General features: G+C 72.8%; 16 protein-coding genes and 1 pseudogene. 6 read left to right on the forward strand and 11 right to left on the reverse strand.

The features are described 5' to 3' along the window. Positions 1–217 precede the first annotated feature (217 nt). The 4 genes and pseudogenes from QC282_RS11630 (at position 218) to QC282_RS11645 (ending at position 3557) form a co-directional block, all read left to right on the forward strand. Positions 218–672 (forward strand): annotated as a pseudogene (locus QC282_RS11630) (YbaB/EbfC family nucleoid-associated protein). An 87-nt stretch (positions 673–759) separates the two neighbouring features. Beyond that, complete coding sequence (locus QC282_RS11635) at positions 760–921, forward strand: hypothetical protein (protein WP_279549199.1); 162 nt, start codon at positions 760–762, stop codon at positions 919–921. Then, on the forward strand, positions 918–1280 hold the full coding sequence (locus QC282_RS11640) for an SseB family protein (RefSeq protein ID WP_336621070.1): 363 nt from the start codon (positions 918–920) through the stop codon (positions 1278–1280). The genes QC282_RS11635 and QC282_RS11640 overlap by 4 nt, the downstream gene beginning before the upstream one ends. A gap of 159 nt (positions 1281–1439) precedes the next feature. Continuing rightward, positions 1440–3557, forward strand: coding sequence for a LamG domain-containing protein (locus QC282_RS11645; RefSeq protein WP_279549200.1), 2118 nt, complete (start codon positions 1440–1442; stop codon positions 3555–3557). 150 nt (positions 3558–3707) lie between these two features. Here the strand turns inward: QC282_RS11645 and QC282_RS11650 are convergent, their stop codons facing one another. Further along, positions 3708–4646: an AraC family transcriptional regulator gene (locus QC282_RS11650; protein WP_279549201.1), complete on the reverse strand. Its 939-nt coding sequence runs from the start codon at positions 4644–4646 to the stop codon at positions 3708–3710. A gap of 103 nt (positions 4647–4749) precedes the next feature. Here QC282_RS11650 and QC282_RS11655 point away from each other — a divergent pair, with 103 nt between their 5' ends. Next, entirely contained in the window at positions 4750–5430 is a 681-nt protein-coding gene (locus QC282_RS11655; RefSeq protein ID WP_279549202.1) for an NAD(P)H oxidoreductase, read from the forward strand. A gap of 223 nt (positions 5431–5653) precedes the next feature. Here QC282_RS11655 and QC282_RS11660 read toward each other — a convergent pair whose 3' ends face one another. The 6 genes from QC282_RS11660 to QC282_RS11685 all read right to left on the reverse strand — a co-directional run bounded on the left by QC282_RS11660 (position 5654) and on the right by QC282_RS11685 (position 13481). Continuing rightward, positions 5654–6193 (reverse strand): DUF4396 domain-containing protein, encoded by a 540-nt coding sequence (locus tag QC282_RS11660; protein WP_279549203.1) that lies wholly within the window; start codon positions 6191–6193, stop codon positions 5654–5656. Between the two features lie 214 nt (positions 6194–6407). Next, complete coding sequence (locus QC282_RS11665; protein WP_279549204.1) at positions 6408–7724, reverse strand: lysine N(6)-hydroxylase/L-ornithine N(5)-oxygenase family protein; 1317 nt, start codon at positions 7722–7724, stop codon at positions 6408–6410. Continuing rightward, the gene (locus tag QC282_RS11670; protein ID WP_279549205.1) at positions 7721–8326 is read right to left on the reverse strand and encodes a GNAT family N-acetyltransferase; all 606 of its coding nucleotides are present in this window, start codon (positions 8324–8326) and stop codon (positions 7721–7723) included. Before QC282_RS11670 ends, QC282_RS11665 begins: the two co-directional genes overlap by 4 nt. Further along, a complete protein-coding gene (locus QC282_RS11675) occupies positions 8323–10122 on the reverse strand; it encodes an IucA/IucC family siderophore biosynthesis protein (RefSeq protein WP_279549206.1) in 1800 nt (599 codons plus the stop codon). The genes QC282_RS11670 and QC282_RS11675 overlap by 4 nt, the downstream gene beginning before the upstream one ends. Then, positions 10119–11657, reverse strand: a complete 1539-nt coding sequence (locus QC282_RS11680; protein ID WP_279549207.1) for an aminotransferase class V-fold PLP-dependent enzyme — start codon at positions 11655–11657, stop codon at positions 10119–10121. Before QC282_RS11680 ends, QC282_RS11675 begins: the two co-directional genes overlap by 4 nt. Before the next feature lie 12 nt (positions 11658–11669). Next, positions 11670–13481, reverse strand: a complete 1812-nt coding sequence (locus QC282_RS11685) for an IucA/IucC family siderophore biosynthesis protein (RefSeq protein ID WP_279549208.1) — start codon at positions 13479–13481, stop codon at positions 11670–11672. A 249-nt stretch (positions 13482–13730) separates the two neighbouring features. Here QC282_RS11685 and QC282_RS11690 point away from each other — a divergent pair, with 249 nt between their 5' ends. Next, positions 13731–15200, forward strand: a complete 1470-nt coding sequence (locus QC282_RS11690; protein ID WP_279549209.1) for an MFS transporter — start codon at positions 13731–13733, stop codon at positions 15198–15200. 512 nt (positions 15201–15712) lie between these two features. Here QC282_RS11690 and QC282_RS11695 read toward each other — a convergent pair. From QC282_RS11695 to QC282_RS11710, 4 genes are all read right to left on the reverse strand, one after another. After that, positions 15713–17791 (reverse strand): iron ABC transporter permease, encoded by a 2079-nt coding sequence (locus QC282_RS11695; RefSeq protein ID WP_279549210.1) that lies wholly within the window; start codon positions 17789–17791, stop codon positions 15713–15715. Next, the gene (locus QC282_RS11700; RefSeq protein ID WP_279549211.1) at positions 17791–18786 is read right to left on the reverse strand and encodes an iron-siderophore ABC transporter substrate-binding protein; all 996 of its coding nucleotides are present in this window, start codon (positions 18784–18786) and stop codon (positions 17791–17793) included. The genes QC282_RS11695 and QC282_RS11700 overlap by 1 nt, the downstream gene beginning before the upstream one ends. Positions 18787–18847: 61 nt before the next feature. Beyond that, the gene (locus QC282_RS11705) at positions 18848–19657 is read right to left on the reverse strand and encodes an ABC transporter ATP-binding protein (RefSeq protein ID WP_279549212.1); all 810 of its coding nucleotides are present in this window, start codon (positions 19655–19657) and stop codon (positions 18848–18850) included. A 281-nt stretch (positions 19658–19938) separates the two neighbouring features. Further along, a complete protein-coding gene (locus tag QC282_RS11710) occupies positions 19939–21831 on the reverse strand; it encodes an ABC transporter ATP-binding protein (RefSeq protein WP_279549213.1) in 1893 nt (630 codons plus the stop codon). Between the last annotated feature and the right edge of the window lie 66 nt (positions 21832–21897).

The raw sequence follows: 21897 nt of genomic DNA on the forward strand, positions 1-21897 counted from the left end.
TCATCGCCGACGCGCGCGCGTTCGTGCGGAGTCAAGGGTTCTGGTGGAGTTGTGGCCTGTTCACCTCGCCGGCACATGCGTTCATGTCCGGGGCATCTCGCCGTGACCGGGTCCGTCCCGGGACCCGGCCGGTGCCACGTGCGCGGTGGAATCCCTACTCCTCGGCGCGTGAGCATGGTTGACGGGGCGACAGGACGACGGCGAGGGCGGGGCGGGCGTGACGGAACCGCTGGAGAAGCGGCTGGAGAAGGCGATGGCCGAACTCCAGGCGCCCAGGAGGCGGTCGCGCGCACCGAGCGCGAGCTGCGGCAGGCGTCGTTCGCGGTGCTCTCCTCCGACCGCGCGGTCCGCGCCACCGTGGGCCCCAAGGGGAGCTGACCGGGGTCGAGTTCCTGGAGGACAAGTACCGGGACATGTCTCCGCAGGAGCTGGCCGCCAGTGTCCTGGAGGCGGCGAGCGCGGCGCGCGTGCAGATGAACCGGCACGTGATGAAAGCGATGGCCGCCCTTCACCGAACCCAGCAGCAACCTGCTCGAGTTGAAGGGTCTCGAGCTGGACTGGGAGCGGATCTTCGGCCCCGAGGTGCTGCGCGAGGACGACGAGGACACCGCGCGCGGCGGTCGGACCACCCCCGCCTGGCGGGACGCGCTCGGTGAGGAGGGGGAGGGCTGACGCTGGGACAGCGGTACTACGCCGACCCACACCGCATCGAGGTGCTGGCGCGGCAGCTGGAGGAGATCGGGTGCCCTCGCCAAGAGCATGACCGAGGAGTTCCTGGACGAACTGGCCCCGACGGTCGACTGGCCCGGTACGAGCGGTGAGTTCGCGGAGAAGGCCAAGCCGCAGGAGTACAAGGAGCGGCAGACCACCAAGGAGACCATGATGTCCGTCCGCGCACCTTCGCGGTGCGGCTGGCGATGATGAACTTCGCCCCGGACGGCCGGCGCCCCGACGGCATCGACTGGAACGACATCCTCAGGTCCGCCGCGTTCGGCGCCGCCGTGGGCGGGCTCACCAGCATCTTCGACAGCTGGGCCAGGAACACGGCACCCGACGGCACGGCGGTGGTCCCGGTCTACACCTCCCCGCGCTACCTCCGCGCCGCGGGACCGTTCGGCTTCGCGCAGCTGCCGGTCGCCGACCTGCTCGCCCGCATCCCTCCCGGCCACGACCTGTGCCTCAACAGCTCCGCCCCGGTCAGCATGGTCCTGCCGACGACCGGCCTCGCCGAGGCGCTCAAGAACACCCGGCCGGAGGAGCCGCCCGGCACGGCCGGGTGAGGACCACGCGGCACCGGCACTCGGGCGCAGCACGGCAGAAAGCGCTTCGACCGTGTCCGTGACCTCTGTTAGCGTCATGCGGCTCACGCGATCCGTGGGCGTCAAGGACGAACAGAGTGGGACGAGTTGAGTCGAAGACGAAGAACCGGCGTTGCCCGCGTGACGGCCGTGTGCTGCGCCGCGGTGGTCGCGGCGACGGGCACGGGCCTGTCCGGGACCGCGTACGCGGCCGCGAACCTGCCCCCCGGGCAGCCGCTGGTGCGGGACCTCACGACGGGCTCCAAGGCATGCGCCTCCGGTGAGGAGCGGGCATACGTCCCGGCGCCGCCGACCCTGCGCGCCGTACTGCACGACCCGGAGGAGGACAACCAGCCCGCCGAGGCCAACCTGGTCAAGGGCGAGTTCGAGGCATGGTGGACCGACGCCACGGGCAGCGAGCAGCGCCGCACGTACACGTCGTACGAGACGCTGTCGGGTTCGCCGCAGCAGTGGCGGATGCCGGAGGACATCCCGGCGAACACGGTCGTGTCGTGGCACGTCCGCGCGCACGACGGCACCACGGCCTCCGCCTGGAGTTCCGAAGGCGACGGTCGCGCCTGCGAGTTCGTGGTCGACGACGTCAACCCGGACAAGCCGGTCGTCACCTCCCCCGAGTTCCCGGAGGAGCAGATCTCCGACGGTGTCGGCGTGTACGGCGGCTTCACCATGGACTCGCCGTCACCGGACGTCGTCGAGTACCGGTACGAGTTCATCGGCGGGCCCTACGGCACCGCCCGGCCCGACGAACCGGGCGGGCCCGCGACGATCCGGTTCCTGCCGCTCCAGGCCCGTCCGGACTCCTTGACCGTCCGCGCCGTCGACCGCTCCGGCCGCAGCAGCGCGACGACGACATACCGGTTTCGCGTGAAGGCCGGGCGCGCTCCCGTCGCCCACTGGAAGCTCGACGACCCCGCCGGTTCCACCAGTGCCGCCGCAGAGGCGGGCACCGCTGCGCGTGCCGGCTCCGGCGTCACCTTCGGCGGCCCGGCGCCCCGCGGCACCGACACCGGCGCGACCGCCGCGCTCAACGGCAGCAGCCACGGTTTCCTCACGCCCGGCGTCCCGGCCGTCGACACCGCCGGCACCTTCGCCGTCAGCGCCTGGGTGCGCCCCGCGCAGACCGACCGGACCATGACGGTCGCCAGCCAGGACGCGGGCGGGACGGCGGCCTTCCGCCTCGGTCTGACCAGCCGGAAATCCGGCCCCGCATGGTCGTTCGCCCTCGGTGACGCAAGGGTGTCGGGCGGCGTCCCGGAGACCGGTGAATGGGCCCACCTGCTCGGCCTCTACGACGAGGAGACCGGCAGGGCCCGCCTGTACGTCAACGGCCACGCGACAGGCACCGACACCGAGGCGGCCCCCACCGGGACGAGCGGCGCGTTCCAGATCGGCCGCGCCCGCAGCGGGGACCATTACCACGCACGCTGGCACGGCGACATCGGTGACGTACGGGCCCACGACCGGGTCGTGGTGCCGGCGGAGGTCGCCGAAACGGCTTACCGCACCCCTCAGTTGCTGGGGCACTGGTCGCTGGAGACCGCGACGGACGGTGCCAGCCCGGAGCAGACGGACGGGGCACCGCTGCGGCTCGGCGACGGGGCGACGATCTACCGCGATCCCAACGACAACTGCATCCCGGACTTCGATCCCGACTGCGCCTACGTGCCGCCCGCCCTGGTCGGCGACGGGCATCTGCGGCTGGACGGCGAGACCGGGCACGCGGTGTCCGAGGGCCCGGTGGTGGACACCGGTGACAGCTTCACCCTCGGGGTGGTCGTGCGACTGGCGGACGCCGAACCGGCGCACCCGATGACCGTGCTGTCCCAGGCCGGGAAGCACACCGACGCGTTCAAGGTGCGCTACGAACCGTCGCGGCACCAATGGCAGTTGATCATGCCGGAGCGTGACCAGGCGGGCGCCCCCGAGACCGTGGTCTCCCACATCGAGTCGGCGGACGGCGGCGAGGGGCCTGGCCACCACCTCGCCGTGGTCTACGACGACGCCACCGACAGGGTCAGACTGTTCCTGGACGGCTACACCAACGACCGGGCCACCGGGACCGTCCCGAACGGCTGGAGCAGCTCCGGGGCCCTCCAGATCGGCCGGGGCCAGGCCGGTGACGGCTGGGGCGAGTACCTGCACGGCGACGTGGACGAGGTGCAGGCGTACGCCGGCGCACTGAAGGACAGCGCGATCCTCGGCCTGGGCTGGGGGACGGACCCCTGCGTCGAGTGCTAGGGCCTGTCCGGTCGGTCATGCCGGGACGCTCGGCGTCGGCGGCACGACGATGACGGTCGGCCGGAGGTGCCCTGGCGGCGGGCGAAGCAGGGGTCTTCTCCGGTGAGTTTGCGCACGTTCTCTCGGGGACGAAGCGTGTTGGGAGAGCGCTCAGGCCGCCGCGGCTCGGAACGTGCTCGGGCTCAGGCCCTTGTGGCGTTTGAACGCGGCGCTGAAGCCGAAAGCGTCGGCATAGCCGACGGACCGTGCGATCCGGGCGATGCTGAGGTCGGTGTCGGTCAGCAGCGCCTCGGCCTCGTCCATGCGGCATTCCGTGAGGTACGTGAGGGGCGGGCGGCCCATCAGCTTGGTGAAGCGCTTGGCGAACAGTGCCCGGGAGACGCCGGCCCGAGCCGCCAGCGACGCCACCGTCCAGGCCTCGGCGGGCCGGTCGTGGAAGGCCTGCAGGGCGGGCGCGAGGACCGGGTCGGTGAGGCCCCGGTACCAGCTGGGCGCGTCGGCGCCGGCCCGGTCGAACCAGGTGCGCAACGTGCACACCAGGGCCCAGTCCAGGAGCCGGTCCATCAGCGCCTGTGAACCGGCCGAGAGGTGGGCGGCGTCGGCGGCGGCCGTCTCCAGCCAGGCGCAGACCTCGACGTCCTCCTTGATCACCAGGACGGGCGGCAGGGCACGCAGGAGACGTTCGTGGCGGCGGCCGGAGGCGCGGTAGGCGCCCACGATCAGCGCGGTCGCCTCCTCCGAGTCGGCGCCCCAGTGGATACCGCCGAGTTCCTGGGCGGTGCACTCGGTGTCCGTGGTGAAGCAGGCGATCTCGTACGCGGCATGGGAACTGTGGACAGTGGTCGGACGGTCCGCGAGGTGGAACGGCGCGGGGCCGCGCACGATGGCCGTGTCGCCCACGCCCACCGCTCGCTCGGTGCCGTCGGGCAGCAGCAGGGTGCCCCCGCCGCGCAGCACGCTGATCATGGTGAGCGGCGCTTCGTCGGCGAAGCGGATGGTCCAGGGCGCCGTCAGTACGGCGTGGGTGACGACCGAGCCCTCGGCCCGGATGCCGCTCAGCAGCGAACTCAGGGGATCCACGGGGCACATCGTAGACGATCTCCTATGTTCCGGAGTGTTTCTCCCATGGATCATCTACGTCGCCGCGGCTGTACTGGATACGTCGAATCGACCGAACCAACCGGGAGACACCGTGACGCAGCACGACAGCCATGCGAGGACAGCCCTCGTGGTCGTCGCACACCACCGCACCGATTCCCTCACCGCGCACACGGCCCGCCGCGCCGCCGCCCGGCTCGAAGCCGCCGGGTACCGCATCGACCTGCTCGACCTGCACGCCGAGGGGTTCGACCCGCGGATGAACGTGTCGGACCAGCCTGACTGGGGCAACAGGGAAAAGGCGTACTCGGACGAAGTGCACGCCCATATGCGGCGCATCCTCGACGCCGATGTCGTCGTCGCCGTCTTCCCGGTGTACTGGCAGAGCGTGCCCGCCCTCCTGAAGGGCTGGATCGACCGCGTATGGAACTACGGGTTCGCCTACGGCCGCAGCAAGCCCCGCCTCGCCGGCAAGCGCATGCTGTGGCTGGGCCTCGCCGGCGCCACCGCCGACGACCCCGTCGTGGAGGGGATGCAGACCGTCCTGGAAACCAATCTGAGCGAGGGCATCGCCTACTACTGCGGTTTTTCCCATTCCACCGTCGGCCTGCTCACCGACGCGGAGGAGCGCCCGCAGCGCGTCGACGCCGAAGGCAACCTGCTGATCGGCGAAGCGGTCTCGGGCGCCGAGCGGGAGGCGCAGTACGCCGATCTCGACCGGCGTGCGGGGGAGTTCGTGGAGAAGTTCGCCGCGGAGGGACTCGTCGCGGCCTGACCGCCGGGGCCAGACGGCCAAACAGCCATACAGCCGTACGCGGTCGTGGACCGCGGGCCGGGCAGCGGCAGGTGGCTGCCGCCGAGGGGGCCACCGCCGCGTATGCCTGCGGGTGCGGGTGCGGACCCGGGCGGCGCCGCACGATCGAATCGTCCGGGACGGCTCCCCGTCGGTGCGCCCAGGGCAGCTGCACAGTGCGCCGGGTGGCCCGGCCCCACCGGGTTCAGTGGTGGGCGTGGACGACCGCGTGGCCCTTGCCGCGGCCGATCATCCACTTGTTGACCGGGGTGGTGATCACGAAGGCCACGGCGAAGCCGCCCAGCAGGGCCGACCAGAACAGCCCGTCGGACAGGTGCGCGTCCATGGCTCCCGGTGTGAGCGCGATGATGGCGTTGTCCACGAACTCCATGACGGCGATGGACACGGTGTCGGCGGCCAGCGCCACCTTGATCGCCGACTTGAGGTCCAGTCCGGCCCGGATCACCGCGAACAGGGTGAAGGAGTAGCCGAACAGGAACGCCAGCGTGATCGCCAACGCCATGGTGGGCACGTTGGCCCAGCCCAGCGCCGTGCCGACGACCATGCCGAGGATCTCGCCGATGGCGCATCCGGTCAGGCAGTGGAGCGTCGCCTTCACCGCCGTGGACCAGGAGGCCCCGTGACCGGCGCCGCCGTGGTGGCCACCGTGACCGGCATGAGCCGGGTGGCCCTCGTGCCCGCTGTGGTCGTGAGCGGTACTTGTGTGGTGAGCACTGTGGTCCATGACCTTCATCCTCCTCCGGTCCAGGCGGCCCGTGCGAGCCCCACAGCACCAACGATATACCCCCAGGGGGTATTCCGCGCCCGAGTGGCGGCCGCTCTGCCCGTGGACCGGCCGCCCGCCCCGACCACGCGTCGCACGAAGGCGCGACGCGGTCCGGGGCGCGAGGGAAGGCCCGCGCCCCGAACCGCCGGACACGGATCAGGGCGGCGGCGGCCTACGACACCGGTCGTGGCGCCTCGAAGGTGGTGAACGCGCTCTTCTTCGGCAGCCGGTACGTCTCGCGGCCGGTGACGGCGTTGAGGATCGTGGCGTTGCGGACCGCACCGATGTCGAGGTTGGGGGAGGAGACGCCGTGGGCGTGGACCTCGGCGTTGGCCACGAAGACCCGGCCGCTGATGCCCTCGGCGAGTTCGACGGAGTGGTCCAGGCGGACCCGGGGCCGGCCCCGGCCGTCCCGCAGCAGCAGGTCGTCGACCGGAGCCAGGAAGGCGGGCGTCCGGTTGCGGTAGCCGGTCGCGGCCACCACCAGGTCGGTGGTGTGCTCGAAGGCCTGGCCGGTGTCGCGGTGCCGGCAGGTCAGCAGCGCCCGCCCCGCCGCGTCCACCGCCGCCGATTCGACCGTGGTCCCGAAGCGCAGTTCCACGTCGGCCAGTCCGTGTTCCAACTGGCGCCGGTAGAGCAACTCGTGGATCTCCTCCAGGGTGTCGGTGGAGATGCCCTTGTAGAACTGCCACTGCTCGCCGACCAGCCGGTCGCGCACGTCCTCCGGGAGGGAGTGGAAGTACTGCATGTACGCGGGGGTGGTCATCTCCAGGACCAGCTTGGTGTAGTCCAGCGGCGCGAACGACGAGGTGCGGGTCAGCCAGCTGACCGCCGGGCCGCCCTCGACGTTGCGGCCCAGCAGGTCCACCACGACCTCGGCGCCCGACTGGCCGGAACCGACGACCGTGACCTTGCCGGCGGCCGCCACGTCGGAGGTCCGGTAGAGGTACCGCGAGGTGTGCAGCAGTTTGTCCTCGGGCAGGTCCGCCAGCGCGGCCGGGACGTACGGCGCCGTGCCGATGCCGACGACAAGGTTGCGCGCCGCGAGCCGCACCCGGGTGCCGTCGCCGCGTACGGCGCGCACCGTGAAGCGTTCGGCGGCGTCGTCCCAGTGGACGGCCTCGACGCGGTGCGAGAAGCGCACCGAGGGCAGCCTCGCCGCCGCCCAGCGCAGATAGTCCTCGTACTCGCGACGCGACGGGAAGAAGTTCTCCCGCACGGTGAAGGTGTAGAGCCGGTCCATGTCGTGGAGGTACGACAGGAACGACAGGGGGTGACTGGGCGCGACCAGGGTGACCAGGTCGGCGAGGAAGTTCACCTGCATCGAGGCGTCGCCGAACATCATGCCGCGGTGCCAGGTCAGCTCCGGCTGTTCCTCCAGCACGACCAGATCGAGGTCGTCCACGGTCGACGCCAGGGCGGCCAGACCCAGGTTGAACGGGCCGCAGCCGACGGCCACCACGTCGTGCTCGACGGTGGGATCGGTCATCGGGGCATGTCCTCCTCACGGCGCGGGTGGACGAGCAGAGCGGCGGTCTTGTCCGGGAAGGCGACCTCTCCGGCGGGACGGAATCCCGCGGCGGCGAACGCCCTGAGTGACGGCGCGTTGTTCACGTCGGGCTCCGCGACCACCCGGGGACACTCGGGGTCGGCGGCCAGCAGGCCCTCGGCGAGGGCGCGCAGCAGTGACCGGCCCAGGCCCCGCCCGGTGCTGCTCGCGTCGCCGATGGCGATGTGCACGCCCAGGTCGTGCGGGTGGTGCGGATAGTGCCCCGCGAGCCGGTCCCGCACCACCCGGTACACCTCGATGTACGCCAGTGGCCTGCCGTCCAGGTCGATCAGTACGGGCAGGATCGCGTCGCCCGCGAGGTGTCCGGCGATCTCCTCCACCCAGCGCTCGCGGGGCCACGCCTGGTGCCAGAAGGCCTCGACGTGCGGCGACCGCATCCAGCCGTGCACCAGGTCCAGGTCGGCGCCCTCGGCCCGCGCGACCCGGGCCGACCACGGGGCGTCCAGACGGGGGAGTGGCGGGGCGGGCACGTCGGGGACCGGACCGGGCGTGTCCTGCCGTACCGGCTGTAACGACGTCATGCTGCGGCCTCCCGCAAGGGGTTGGGGGCGTCGAGGTAGACGGACTGGGCGTCCAGGGGTGCGAGTACTTCGTCGATGCCGTGCAGCCGGGTGAGCAGGTTGCCCTTGCACGGCAGGGTGTCGGCCTCCAGCCAGCGGCGGGCCAGCCGGTCGCCGTCGGGACCGGCTCCGGCGAGGGCGGGCAGGGCGGCCCGCAGCCGTGCGGCGAGCACGGCGAGCAGGCGCCGTTCGTCCGCCAGGCCGTCCACGGCGAGGCAGCCCACCACCGACAGCGCCTGGTTGCGCAGCAGGTAGTACGACAGCCGGTCGTCGACGAGGGCGTCGTCGACCACGGCCAGCGTGGAGGAGTCCGCGCCGAGCCGCTTCAGCAGACCGGGCAGGTACGAGGCGGCGAGGTAGTAACCCTGGTTGTCGCGGAACGCGCTGCCGGTGACCCGGCCCCGCGCGTCCAGCCGCACCAGGGTGTTCTGCTGGTGGGCCTCCAGGCCGATGCCGGTGGCGGCGTACAGGTGCAGCATGGGCACGAGCACCTTGTCGGTGTAGTCGGCCGTCCACTGCTCGGCGGCGCCGGGACCGAGCCGCGCGACCAGTTCGCCGAGCGCGCTGCGGCCGAGGCCGGGACGCGGCGCCACCAGGCCCACCAGGCAGCGCAGGTCGGCGATGCCGTCGGGTACTTCCCGCACGGCGACGTCGAGCCCGGTGACGTCGGGTCCCTCGGGCCGGCCGGGTTCGTCCACCGCGAGCCAGGCCGGATCGCGGGTTATGGCGAAGCCGGGATGGGCCCGGAAGGTGCTCTCCGCGTACCCGGCGTCGAGGAGCCGGTTGATCTCCAGTCCGCGGCGCAGCTCGGTACGGGTGGACTCGCGCCGGGAGTTGGTCAGCCGCAGCCCGAGGGAGAGCTTCAGCATCACCTCGGCTCCCGGCCGGTACACCGTGCGCACGCTGGACGTCGGCCACCACTCGGGGCCGAGTTCGCCGAGCGGTTCCAGCGCGCCGGACGCGACCAGGGCCTTGATGCGCGGCCGGTGCAGCAGGTCCCGGGCCTGCCAGGGGTGGGCGGGCACCAGTACCCGGCCGTCGCCCGGGCGGTGTTCGGCCAGGTCGGCGAGGAGCGCCACGGTGTCGCGGCCCGCCAGGCACGGGGCGCCGTCGACCGCGTCGTGCGAGACCACCGAGGCGTCGGCGGCGAACCAGTGCAGCCGGAAGGAACCGCGCAGCTCGGGCGAGAACGCGGCGGCGTCGCGGTCCGAGACACCGTCGCGGCTCTTGGGCGCCGGATGGTTCAAGTGGCCCAGCAGCAGGGCCTGTTCGGCGTCCAGGAAGCCGTCCACCCCGGGCGGCGGCACGGGGCGCGTCCGGCGGTCGGAGATGAACGAGGCGACACGGCGTACGGATTCGGCGGTGCGCTCCACCAGGTCGGCGACCTCGCCGGCCGGCACACCGCCGGGGCGGCTGCCACCGCGTACGGCGGCCTCGGTGGACAGCAGCGCGACCGCCGTCACCGGGTCGGCGACCGCGCCGAGCGGTCCGCCGGGCCCCTCCAGGCGGGTGGGGGCGAACCGGTGCCAGCCGGTCGGCGAGCAGTGGGTCACCTCGGTGACCAGGGCGAGTCCGGCGGTCGGCAGCTCCACCCGGAGCGGGCCCGGCGCGACCGGGGTGCCGGTCTCGCGCAGCCAGCAGCGCAACAGCGCCTCGATGTGGGCGTGTTCGGCGGCGCCGCGCGCGTCCAGCTCGTGCAGCGGGTCGGCGGAGCCGGCGGCGGACACGGGTGTCGAGGCCGCGGTGGTGATGCTCATGCGGCGCCCTCCTCGATGAGTCGTTCACAGGTGCGGCCGGCGTCGAGGACGATGTCCACCAGGCCGTCGATGTCGTCTGTGGTGGCGGTCGGGTTGAGCAGGGTGAACTTCAGGCACACCCGCTTCGGGGAGCCGGGGCCCGCGGCCGTGGCCTCGGTACGTCCGACGAGCGCGCTGCCGGACTCCAGCAGCCGGCGGCGCAGGGCGCCGTTGAGGTCGTCGGCGGCCGACGGGTCCGAGCCGCGGTAGCGGAACACCACGGTGGTCAGCTCGGCCGGGGCGACGAGTTCCAGTTCGGGTTCGGCGAGGATGCGCCGCTCGGCGTGGCGGGCCAGGTCGTGGCAGGCGTCGACCATGCGGCCCATGCCGGTGCGGCCGTACGTCAGCAGGGTGGCGGCGGCCTTGACCGCGTCGGGGCGGCGTGTGGTCTGCAGGCTGCGGCCGAGCAGACCGTCGTATCCGGCCTCGGAGTCGTCGGTCGGGTTGAGGTAGGCGACCTCGCGGTCGAGGGAGGTGAAGGCCGTCGTGTCGGAGACGAGCAGGACGCTGGTGGCGGCGGGCTGCCAGCCGATCTTGTGCAGGTCGAGGGTGACCGAGTCGGCCAGTTCCAGCCCCGCCAGCCGGGTGGCCAGCCGCTCCGAGAACAGCGCGCCGAACCCGTAGGCGGCGTCGACGTGCATCCAGACGCCGTGTCCGGCGGCGATCTCGGCGATCTCGGGGAGCGGGTCGACGGACCCGAAGTCCGTGGTTCCGGCGGTGGCGACCACGGCGACGGGGGTCTGGTCGGGGCCGAGCGAGTCGAGGGCGGCGGCCAGGGCGTCCGGCCGCATGCGACGGCGGCCGTCGACCGGCAGCGGCTGGACGGCGGCCTCGCCGAGTCCGAGGGCGGCGCAGGCGCGGTGGGTGGAGAAGTGGGCGAGTTCGGAGCAGAACACCACCGGTCCCGGCAGTGCCGTCACGCCGTGCTCGCGGGCGTCGACGCCGCGCCGGTGGGCGGCGGCGTCCCGGGCGAGCAGCAGCCCGAGCAGGTTGGACAGGGAGCCGCCCGGGGTGAGGACGCCGTCGGCGCGTTCGCCGAGCCCGGCCAGCCGGGTCAGCAGGCCGATGAGCCAGCGTTCGACGGCGATGGCCGACGGCCCGGAGTCGTAGGTGTCCAGGGAGGCGTTCGTGGCGCTCGCCAGAGCGTCGGCGGCGACCGCGACGGCCAGCGCCGGCGGTTGCAGATGGGCGGCGGCCCGGGGGTGGGAGAGGTCGATGCCGTGCTCGACCAGCACGGTGGCCAGCAACTGGAGCGCGGCCTTGGGCCCGAGCCCTTCGGCGGGGAGTTCGGCGGCCCCCAGGGCCTGTGAGGCGGCGGCGAGCACGTCGGCCGGGGTGCCGGCCGGGATCGGTCCGTCCGGGCGGCGGGCGGCCTGCGTGGCGTCGACGGCGTCGGTGAGGGCGGCGAGCACCTCGGCGAGGCCCTCGCTCGAGGAGGCGAGCAGCGACGCCGGGGCGGGGGACGTGAGAGGTCGTGATTCGGTCAGCGGTGTCACGGCCTGTACTCCTCAGCCTTCCGCGAGCGGGTTGGGGTGGGTGCCGTTCGGGTACAGAGCGTGGCGCAGGGCGCGGTCGCCGTAGCGGGTGACCACGATCCGGTCGCGGTTCAGTCCGTACCGGGGGATCTCCGGGGTGAGCAGGTCGTACTCGGCGAACCGCTCGGCGAGCTCGGGGAAACGCCGGTGGAAGCCGAGGATCGTCTCGCGCACCAGACGCCAGAACGTTCCTTCCGGCACGCCGAGCTGGTCGGCGCACAGCGGGGCGAGATAGCGGAAGTGGCCGACGAACACCTGGTCCACGACGTGCTGGCGGATGACGGAGGGGTGCTTGCGGGGCAGCACGTGGTCGTGCCCGTCCGGCTCGGGGCCGCGCTCGGGCACGTCGGTGAAGGACACGCACACGTCGTCGACGAAGTCCTTCAGGTACAGGCGGGTCGGTACGTCGTTCTCGTCGTACCCGAGCAGGGTGTTCTGCCCGTGCGGGTTGAACGTGACGCCGTAGCGGTACAGCACGTGCATGATCGGCACGAGCAGCGTGTCGAACAGCTTGCGCAGCCAGTCCTGCGCGTCGAGGCCCGAGGCCCGGACGAGTTCGGCGACGAACGCGTCCCCGGCGTGGTCGACGTGCAGCAGCGAGGCGAAGGTGCGGACCCGCTCACCGGCGTCCTGATACGCCGACACCGGCTCGCGCCAGATGCAGCCGAGCGTCTCCAGGTGCTGGTAGGGCGCGCCTTCGAGCTGGGACAGATAGGGGTGGCGCACGGTCACCGACGCGACCTCGCCGAGGAAGACGGTGCGGCACTCGTCCGTCAGGAACGGGTCGCGTTCCACGAGCCCGCGCAGCCACTGGGTGACGACGGGCGCGCCCATCGTGCAGTGCGGCGGTATGCCCCGCCAGACAAGGGTGTTGAGGATTTTGAGCGGCAGTTTGACGTCGTACCGCTCGGGCGTGGAGACGTTCGCCATCGTGCGGATGGACTGGCCGGGCAGATACGCGTCCGGGCTCTCGCCCAGCGGGACGATGCGGCGCTGCGCCACGTCGGCGGCGTGCAGGACCTGGACGGCGTGGTCCCACTGCCAGGGGTGCACCGGCAGCCACACGTATCCGGAGGGGTCGACCCCGGCGTCGGCCAGCACCGCGGTGAAGCGGGCCCGCGTCGCCTCGTCCAACTCCCTTGCCAGGATGCTCTCCTCGGACAGCTCCGAGGTTCCGCGGAACTCGGCGAGGCCGCGGTGCACGGCGACCCACCGGAGCCTCAGCGGCTGCGCCGACTCGGGGGCGTACTGGCGCACGTCGGTGGCCGAGAAGCCGATCCGGCCCTTGTTGGCGACGAGCAGGTTGTGCCCGGTCATGCGGCACTCCAGCTCCGTGTGGCCCAGTGCGCGCAGCTCGGCGACGGTCTCGCCGCCGTGCGTGATGCGCGCGGCGTCGACGGCGAGCGTGGCGGACAGTTCCGTGAAGTAGGTGGCGACGGTCGACGGGTCGGTGCCGAGGGTGGAGGCCGCTTCGAGGAGAAACTGCTGGGCGTCCCAGGCCGGTTGGGCGATGGAGTTGCCGAGCATGCTGGTGGCGGTGCGGGTGATCGAGTCCGGGTCGACGCGCAGCCAGCCGAACGCGCCGGGTACGGCGTTGAAAGCGTAGGTGGTGCCGCTGTCGAGGTCGACGCGGTAACCGCCGTCACCGGTTTCTACCGCCTTGAGCATGTCCTCGAAACACCACTCGCCGATCGCCTTGGCGAGGAGTCGTCGGTTGGCCTCCCGCCAGGCCGCGGGGGTCACGTCCGGCAGCGCGGGCACGGGATGGTCGGCGGGGATGGGCATCAGGCGGCTCCGATGTCTGTCTGGACCGTGGCGCTCCAACGCCTGGACGTTCGAGCGGGCTTACATTAGGTTAGGCTTACCTTATGGACAAGGTTAACTTTCGGTCAGATGGCTGAAGTTGATCGCTGATGAACCGTCAGTTCGCGCACGCGTCGGCCTACCCTTGAACCGCACCCGAGGTGATCAGCGGTGTCGTCCCGCCGTCGTACCCCCCGATGGACCTTCGCTCTGGTCAGCGCCGGTGGCGTGATGATGACGCTGGACGTGACCGTCGTGAACGTCGCCCTGTCCGACATCGCGCGGGATCTGGACGCCGGACTGGGCAGGGTGCAGTGGACCGTGTCGGCGTACTCGCTGGCCTTCGGGGCGCTGCTGCTGACCGCCGGCGCGCTCTCCGACCGGCTGGGTCGCCGGGCGGTGTTCACCACCGGGATGGCGCTGTTCACCCTGGCCTCGGCCGCGTGCGGCCTGGCGCCGGACGCCGGCTCCCTCGTCGCCGCCCGCGCCGCGCAAGGGCTGGGCGGCGCCATGGTGTTCGCGCCGACGCTCGCCCTGATCGCCGCCGCCTACGAGGGCGCCCGCCGCCGAGCCGCGATAGCCGCGTTCGCCGCCGTCGCCTCGGCCGCCGGAGCGCTCGGCCCCGTCGTCGGCGGGCTGTGCGTCCAACTGCTCGGCTGGCGTTGGATCTTCCTGGTCAACGTGCCCCTCGGGATGCTCGTCGTGGCCGGAGCGCTGGCCCGCATGCCCGAGTCCGCGGCGCCCGGCGACAGCCGGCGCCGCATCGATCCCCTGGGCGCGGTGCTCGGCGTCGGCGCGCTCCTGGCGCTGCACTATCCGCTGGTCACCGGCCCCGAAGTCGGGTGGACGGCACCAAGGGTGGTGGTCTCGGCGGCAGTCGGGGCCGCCCTGACCGTCGCGCTGGTGGCCAGTCAGCGCCGCGGGGACGGGCTGATCGACCTGACGCTGCTGCGGATCCGGTCGTTCTCCGGAGCCGCGGTCCTCGGATTCCTGGCCCGGCTGACCAGTCTCGGTGTGCTCGCCTTCACCACGCTGTGGCTGCAGAGCACGCACGGGTATTCCGCGCTGCAAGTAGGCCTGGCGCTGCTGCCGCTGACGGGCAGTCTGCTTGTGGCGGGCCTGTTCGTCGCCCGGCTCCAGAAGACGTTCTCCGCCGATGTGTTGGTCGCCGGCGGCTTCGCTGCCCAGGGCCTGGGGCTGCTCGGCCTGGCGGCCGCCGGTGCGGGCGGGGGGTGGGTGGCGACGGTCACCGGACTGGTGCTGCTGGGCGTCGGAGGCGCCGTCATCTTCCCGCCGCTGATGGGCGTGGCGGTGAGCGCGGTGCCCGCCGACCGGGCGGGGACGGCGTCCGGGTTGACCAACGCGTGCTATCCGCTGGGCACGGCGACAGGGGTGGCGGTCTTCGGCGCGGTGTTCTCGGCCCGCTTGGGCCAGGGCCTGGGGGAGGGCCGCGGGCTGTCGCGGGAGGTCGTCGAGACGGGCCGCTTCGAACTCCTCGCACCGGCGCTGCGGCCGCTCGCCCGGTCGGCGTTCTCCGGCGCGTTCACGGCCGTGTGCCTGGCGTCCGCGCTCGTCTGCCTGGTGGGCGTACTGGCCGCCCGCACGCTGAGGCCGGAGGCCGGGACCGGCATCCCGACCGGGGACCGCGCGGACACCCGGGGCGGGGGCGACCGCGGGGTGGGACGCGCGGCCCGGCGCTGACGGGTTACCGCCCGCGCCCACCCGTGCCGCCCTGCGGCACGACTGCCCGCGGCTTGCGGCAGCCGGTTGCCGCCCGTCACCCGCGTCGGACGGGCCACCGGGCCGCAGTCGCCCGCGTGCCGAAGGGCGGAGGAGGCCACCGGGCCGGTAGCCGCGTACGGCGGGAAGGGGCCGTGTCGGGGGGTGTCCTCCCGAGCGGTTGGCGCGTCAACGCGTGGGACTTCTGTGGCCGACCGATTCCGCGCCGTTCCGAGGACGGACACCCCCCGACACGGCCCCGACGCACCCACCGGCGCAAGGCGAACGCGGCGGCCGGCCCGCTGCCCGGCGCAAGGCGCTACGCGGCCTCGCCCCACCACTCGGCGCAAGGCGCTCCGGGGCCCCGCCCCACCACCGGCACAAGGCGAACGCGGCGGCCGGCCCACCGCCCGGCGCAAGGCGCTACGCGCACCCCCGCGCACCCTCGCACGCCGCCGCAGGCACCCACGCGCATGCGCCCCGCCCCACCGCCCTCAGACGTCCCGAGTACGACGCAGCAGCCACACCAGGTACGGCGCGCCCACCAGAGCCGTCACGATGCCCACCGGGATTTCCGTCGGGGCGAGCAGCCAGCGGCCGAGGGCGTCGGAGGACACCACCAGTACCGCTCCCAGCACCGCGGCCATGGGCACCATGCGCGTGGCGCTGTTGCCGACGATGCGCCGGGCCAGGTGCGGGGCGACGAGTCCGACGAAGCCGACCGCGCCGACCGCCGCGGCCGTACCGGCCGCCAGCACCGCGCCCGCGCCGAGCACGAGCAGCCGGGCGCGGCCGAGTTCGAGCCCGAGCGCGCGCGGCAGCTCCTCGCCGAGGGCGAGCAGGTTCACCGGCCGGGCGGCGACCACCAGCAGCACGGCGACCAGCGCGGGCAGGGCGAGCCAGCCCAGCGCGTCGAAGTCCCGGCCGTACGTACTGCCCGCGAGCCAGCCGAGCGCGGACGCGAGGTTCATCTGCGCGCCCACCACCATGATGTTCACCAGAGCCATCGAGGTGGCGGCGGCGCCGAGGCCGACCAGGACCACCCGGGTCGGATCCAGCCCGCTCCGGCCGCCGCCGCGCGTACCCCGCGCCACCAGCACCACCACGAGGAGCATCAGCACGCCGCCGATCCCCGCCGCCGCGGGCAGGGCGGCCAGCGGCGCCGAGGGCACGACGAGGATGACCGTGATGGCGCCGAGGGAGGCCCCGCCGGTCACGCCGACGAGGCCCGGCTCGGCCAGCGGGTTGCGTACGACCGCCTGCACCGCCGCCCCGGCGACGGCCAGGCAGGCCCCGGCGAGCGCGGCCACCAGGATGCGCGGCAGCCGGTAGGACACCACGGCCTCGGTCATCTCCTCCGCCGAACCGGACAACGCGGCGGTGAGCTGGCCCCAGCTGATCTCGACGTCGCCGACGCGCAGCGACACCACGATCGCGAGGACGAGGACGATCAGCCCGCCGCCGAGCGCGACGGCGTACCCGGGCGCGCGGCGCCGGTCGGAGACCACGACCGCCGCCCCGGTGTCGGCGTCGCCGGTGCTGACCCGGCGGGCCATGGCCATGAAGACCGGGCCGCCGATCAGGGCCGTGACCACACCCACCGGGATCTCCGCGGGCTGCGTGGCGGACGGCGTCACGATCAGCTGGGCCGCCGCGTCGGCGCCGAGGACGAGCGCCGAGGTCAGCAGCGCCGCCATCGGAATGAGCAGCGCGTGTCTGCGGATGCCCAACTGCCGCACGATGACGGGGCCGATCAGCCCGACGAAGCCGATGGGGCCGGCGAGGGAGACGGCCGAGGCGGACATCAGCACGGCGACGAGGAAGGCCGCGGGACGGATGCGTTCGACGCGTACGCCCATGGCCTGGGCGGTTTCGTCGCCGAGTGCCAGCAGGTCCAGCGGGCGCGCGAGGAACGGGGCGATCAGCGCACCGGCGAGCACGACCGCGCCGAGCGTGAGGGGACGTTCCAGGCCGGACTGCAACAGGGTGCCGTTGCCCCAGAAGAACAGCCCGCGGGTGGCCTGCACGTCGAGCATCTGCAGGAACTCGGCGGCCGAGGTGGCGGCCAGGGCGACGGTCGCCCCGGCGAGCAGGACCCGACCGGGCGTCAGGACACCGCCGCTGGTGAGCAGATAGACCACGGCGACCGCGACGAGCCCGCCGAGGAACGCCGCCCCGCCGGCCGGGAGAGGACCCAGGCTCACGCCGGTGAAGGCCACGAGCACCACCGCGAAGTACGCCCCGGCGTTCACCCCGAGCGTGTCGGGGGCCGCCAGGGGATTGCGGGTCGCTCCCTGGACGAGCGCTCCGGAGACGCCTAGCGCGATGCCGACGACGAGCCCGGTCAGGGTGCGGGGCAGCCGGCTGCCGACCAGGATGTCCTCGGTGCGGGGATCGCCGTGACCGAGGAGCCACTGAACGATGTCGCCGATTCCCACCCCGGACGCTCCGAGTCCGAGGTGGACCACGCCGATCAGGCACAGGACGAGTGACAGGCCGCCGCCCACGAGCACAGCTCGTGGGCGGCGGCCGAGCGGACGGGCCGGAGCGGCCGTCAGTCGTTCCGAGACCATCAGACCTTCAGAGCCTTGCCGGTCTCGTCCAGGATGTGCATGGCCGACAGCGGGCCGCCGAACAGCCAGGTGCCCGGGTCGAGCGGCAGCGCCTTGTCGTTCTTGACGAAGGCCAGACCCTTCCACACCGCGTTGTCCGCGAGGTCCCCGGTGAACGGGTTGTCGTTGTCGGCGGCCACGTACAGGAAGGTGGCGTCCTTCTCCACCTTGGTCAGGCCCTCGACGCCCACGGTGGTCATGCCCCAGGCGTCGGACTGGCCCTTCCAGCCGTTCTTCAGCCCGGCGAGGTTGAGCACCTGGGGGGCGATGGCGTCGTCGGTGAGCATCCGGTTGGAGGCGGCGCCGTTGGCGGTGAAGCCCTGGGCGAGCGCGTACTTCAGGCCGCCCTTGCCCGCCTTCTCCAGCCGGCCCTTGAGGTCGGCGGCCTTGGCGTCGATCTGCTTGTTCACCTCGGCGGCCCTGTCCTCCTTGCCGACCGCCTTCGCCAGCTCGGTGAAGTTCTTCTTCATCGTTTCGAGCTGGGGCTTGGTGGTGTACGTGAACGACAGCACGGGCGCGATGCCCTGGAGCTGCTTGAGGTTCGCCTTCGACCGGTCGTTGTCGACCACGATGAGGTCGGGCTTGAGCGCCTTGATCTTCTCCAGGCTGGGCTCGTTGCGGTCACCCACGTCGGTGACCCGGGCCGGCAGGTCGGCACCCTTCGCGGTGATCCAGGTGCCGTAGCCCTTGTTGTCGGCGTTGCCCGTCGGGGTGACACCGAGAGCGACCAGCTCCTCGGCGTACGTCCACTCCAGCGTCACCACCTTCGTCGCGGGCTTGTCCAGGGAGACCTTGCCCTGCGCGGTGTCGACGGTGATGCCGCCGCTCGAGGCCTTGTCCCCGCCCGTCTTGTCGTCGGTGGTGTCGCCGACCGTGCCCGAGCCGCAGCCCACGGCGGTCAGCATGAGCGCCACAGCGGCACCGCCCGTCGCGAGGGCGCGCAGCGTTCTGTGCATGGTGAATCTCTCCTTGTTACTGGTAACGCGGGCGAACCGTCGTGGGGGGTCGGCCGTGGGTTCAGGACGCGGCGCGGGCTTCGGACCGCTGGGGGAAGCAGGCGAGGTAGCCGCTCTCGGGGTCGCGGACGACGTTGACGCGCAGGCCGAAGGCCCGGTCGATGACGTCGGGGTTGAGCACGTCGTCGGGGGAGCCGGACGCCGTGATCGCGCCGTCGGCGGCCACCACGACCTCGTCGGCGTAGGCCGCCGCCTGCATCAGGTCGTGCAGCACCACGCCGCAGGCGATGTCGTGCTCCCGGGCCAGCCGCCGCACGACGTCGAGCACCTCGAACTGGTGGCGCATGTCGAGGTACGTCGTGGGCTCGTCCAGCAGGAGCACGCCCGCCCGTTGCGCCAGCACCATGGCCAGCCAGGCGCGTTGGCGTTCACCGCCCGACAGTTCGTCGAGCCGGCGGTCGACCAGGGGAGCGGCGTCGGTGACCTGCAGTGCCCAGTCGATCGCCTCGGTGTCCTCGGCGGTGTGCCGGGCGAGGGCGCCGCGATGGGCGTACCGGCCGTGCCGTACGAGCTCACGCACCGTCACACCGGCCGGTGCCTGTGACGCCTGGGGGAGGAAGGCCAGGCGCTGGGACAGCGCGCGGCGCCCGAGTGAACGAAGCGGCGCGTCGTCGATGCGCACCTCACCGGCGAGCGGCGGCAGAAGACCGGCCACCGTGCGCAAGAGGGTGGATTTGCCGCAGCCGTTGGGGCCCACCAGGACGGTGATTTCACCGGCCCGCAGGGACAGGTCCACCTGCTTCAGCACCGGGCGCCCCGCGTGCCCGACGTCCAAGCCCTTGGCCACCAGACGGACATCGCCTTCGGACACCACATTCCCCTCCTGCTGCCGTACTGACCGCGCCACCATACAATTTAGGTAAGGCACACCTAATAGGTCGACTCCGATACGCGCAACTTGTGACCATGTCGAGATCTGACGCACCTCCGTGCGCCCCCGCGCATGGCCCAACCGACCCTGGGGGCGACGGTGGACGAGGTGTAACGCGCACGATCCGCCTGTCCGGGGCCGCCGGTGTGCCGCCGTCGGCGAGCCGGGCGCGGCGGCGGACGACACCGCCACCGCGCCCGGGTGGGGGCGGGCCGCGTCGCTCAGCGGTCCTGCGACAGCTCCAGCAACTCGGCGAAGGTGCCGCCCGCGTGCACCAGGTCGTCGTAGCGGCCCTGTTCCGTGATGCGGCCCTGCTCCATGACCACGATGTGGTCGGCGATCCTCGTGTTCTCCAGGCGGTGGGTGACGACGATGGTGATCCGGTCCGCGGCGATCGCCCTGATCCGCTCGAAGACCAGGTGCTCGCCCCGCGGGTCCATCTGGGAGGTGGGCTCGTCCAGGATCAGCAGCGCGGGACGCCGGTACAGGGCGCGGGAGCAGGCGATGCGCTGCCACTGCCCGCCGGACAGTTCGGCGCCGCCGAACACCTCACGGGCCAGCAGCGTGTCGAGGCCGGCGGGCAGTTCCTCGACCGCCTGCCGCATGCCGACCGCGTCGACCGCCTCCCACACCTGGTCGTCGCCGTGGCTGCGGGGCTGGCCGAGGGTGACGTTCTCCCGGGCACGCAGCGGCCACTGCGCGAAGATCTGCGGGACGAGACCGGTGTGCCGCCACACGGTCTCGGGCGCCGTCTCGGCGAGGTCCACGCCGTTCCAGGTGACCCGGCCCTTGTCGGCCAGGTGAATGCCGGTGATGAGCCGGGTGAGCGTCGACTTGCCCGAGCCGTTGGCGCCGACGACCGCGAGGACGTCCCCGCGCCGCAGGGTCAGCGACACCCGGTCGACGGCCGGGCGGTCCTTGCCCGGGTACTGGTAGACGACCTCGTCCAGCCGGATCTCCTCCACCGGCGCGGTGACCGACCGGGTGCCGCGCCGCGGCGCACGCGCCCGGGCGTCGTCCAGGAACGCCTGCATGTCGGTGAGGTAGAGGCTGGTGTGGAACAGCGCGGCACCGTTCATGATCACCTGGGCGAGGGCGGCGAGCGTCGTCTGCACGGCGACCACCGCCGTCGCGGCGAGCGCGAGCGCGATCCGGCCGGTCGCGGCCAGCCAGGCGAGCGCACCCCACGTCGCGACGAGGAACACCCCGGCCACCAGAGCGGCGAGCAGATCGATGCGCAGGGTGCGGGGCGCGGCGGCGAGCGTGCGCCGGTCGCAGCGGTCGGACAGCGTGCGGTACCAGTAAGTGAGGTAGCCCGCCATGGAGTTGGCGCGGACCTCGTCGCCGTACCGGGGGGTTGTGCACCACCAGCGCATCATGCTGCGGACGTTGCGGTCGGAGACGTTGGCGTAGTGGATCTCGTAGTCCACGCGGGCGGTGAGCACCGCGCCGACGCCGGCCGGGAGCACGGCCAGCAGCAGGAGCGGCAGGAGCAGCGGGTTGAGCACGGACAGCGCTCCGGCCGCCGTGACCATGCGGATGAGCGCCGACAGGAAGCGCTGGGCGTCGGTGACCATCACGTGCGCGCGGACGACGCCCATCTCGGCGGCCTCCTGCCGGTCGGCGAACCCGTCCACCGCGTACGCCGACGCCTCGACGCGGCACACCGCCTCCACGAGGGCGGAGTCCGTCGCGGTGATGAGACGGGGCGTGATGCGGCGCTGGGCGTAGACCGCGACGGTGTCGGCGACGCGCGTGACCCCGGCGGCGACGCCGACGACCACCAGGGCGGGCAGGGCGGCGTGCAGCCGGTCGGTGACGGCGCCGCCACCGAGCAGCGGACGCATCGCGCGGGCCGTCGCGGCCAGCAGCACGGCGGCGGCCACTCCGGTGACCACCGGGCAGGTCAGCAGGAGCAGCACCGCCCGGCGGTCGATGTGCCAGGACATGCCGATGATGCGGTGCAGAACCTTCGGGATGCGGGCGCACAGGGTGCGGAAGGTGGCCCCGCCGAGCGGGTTCACGGAGTATTCGCCGGTGTACGTGATCTCGGCGGGCGGTGGGGGAGGGACGGACTCGGCCTGCTGCTGCGGGGCGGTGTCTGATGAGGCCAACGGGGCTCCTTCGTCGTCCACGCGGGCGCGTGCTGCGGATACCGGACTCAACGACGCGGACCCGCG

It is taken from the genome of Streptomyces sp. DH24 (genome assembly GCF_029813775.1).
GTDB lineage: Bacteria > Actinomycetota > Actinomycetes > Streptomycetales > Streptomycetaceae > Streptomyces.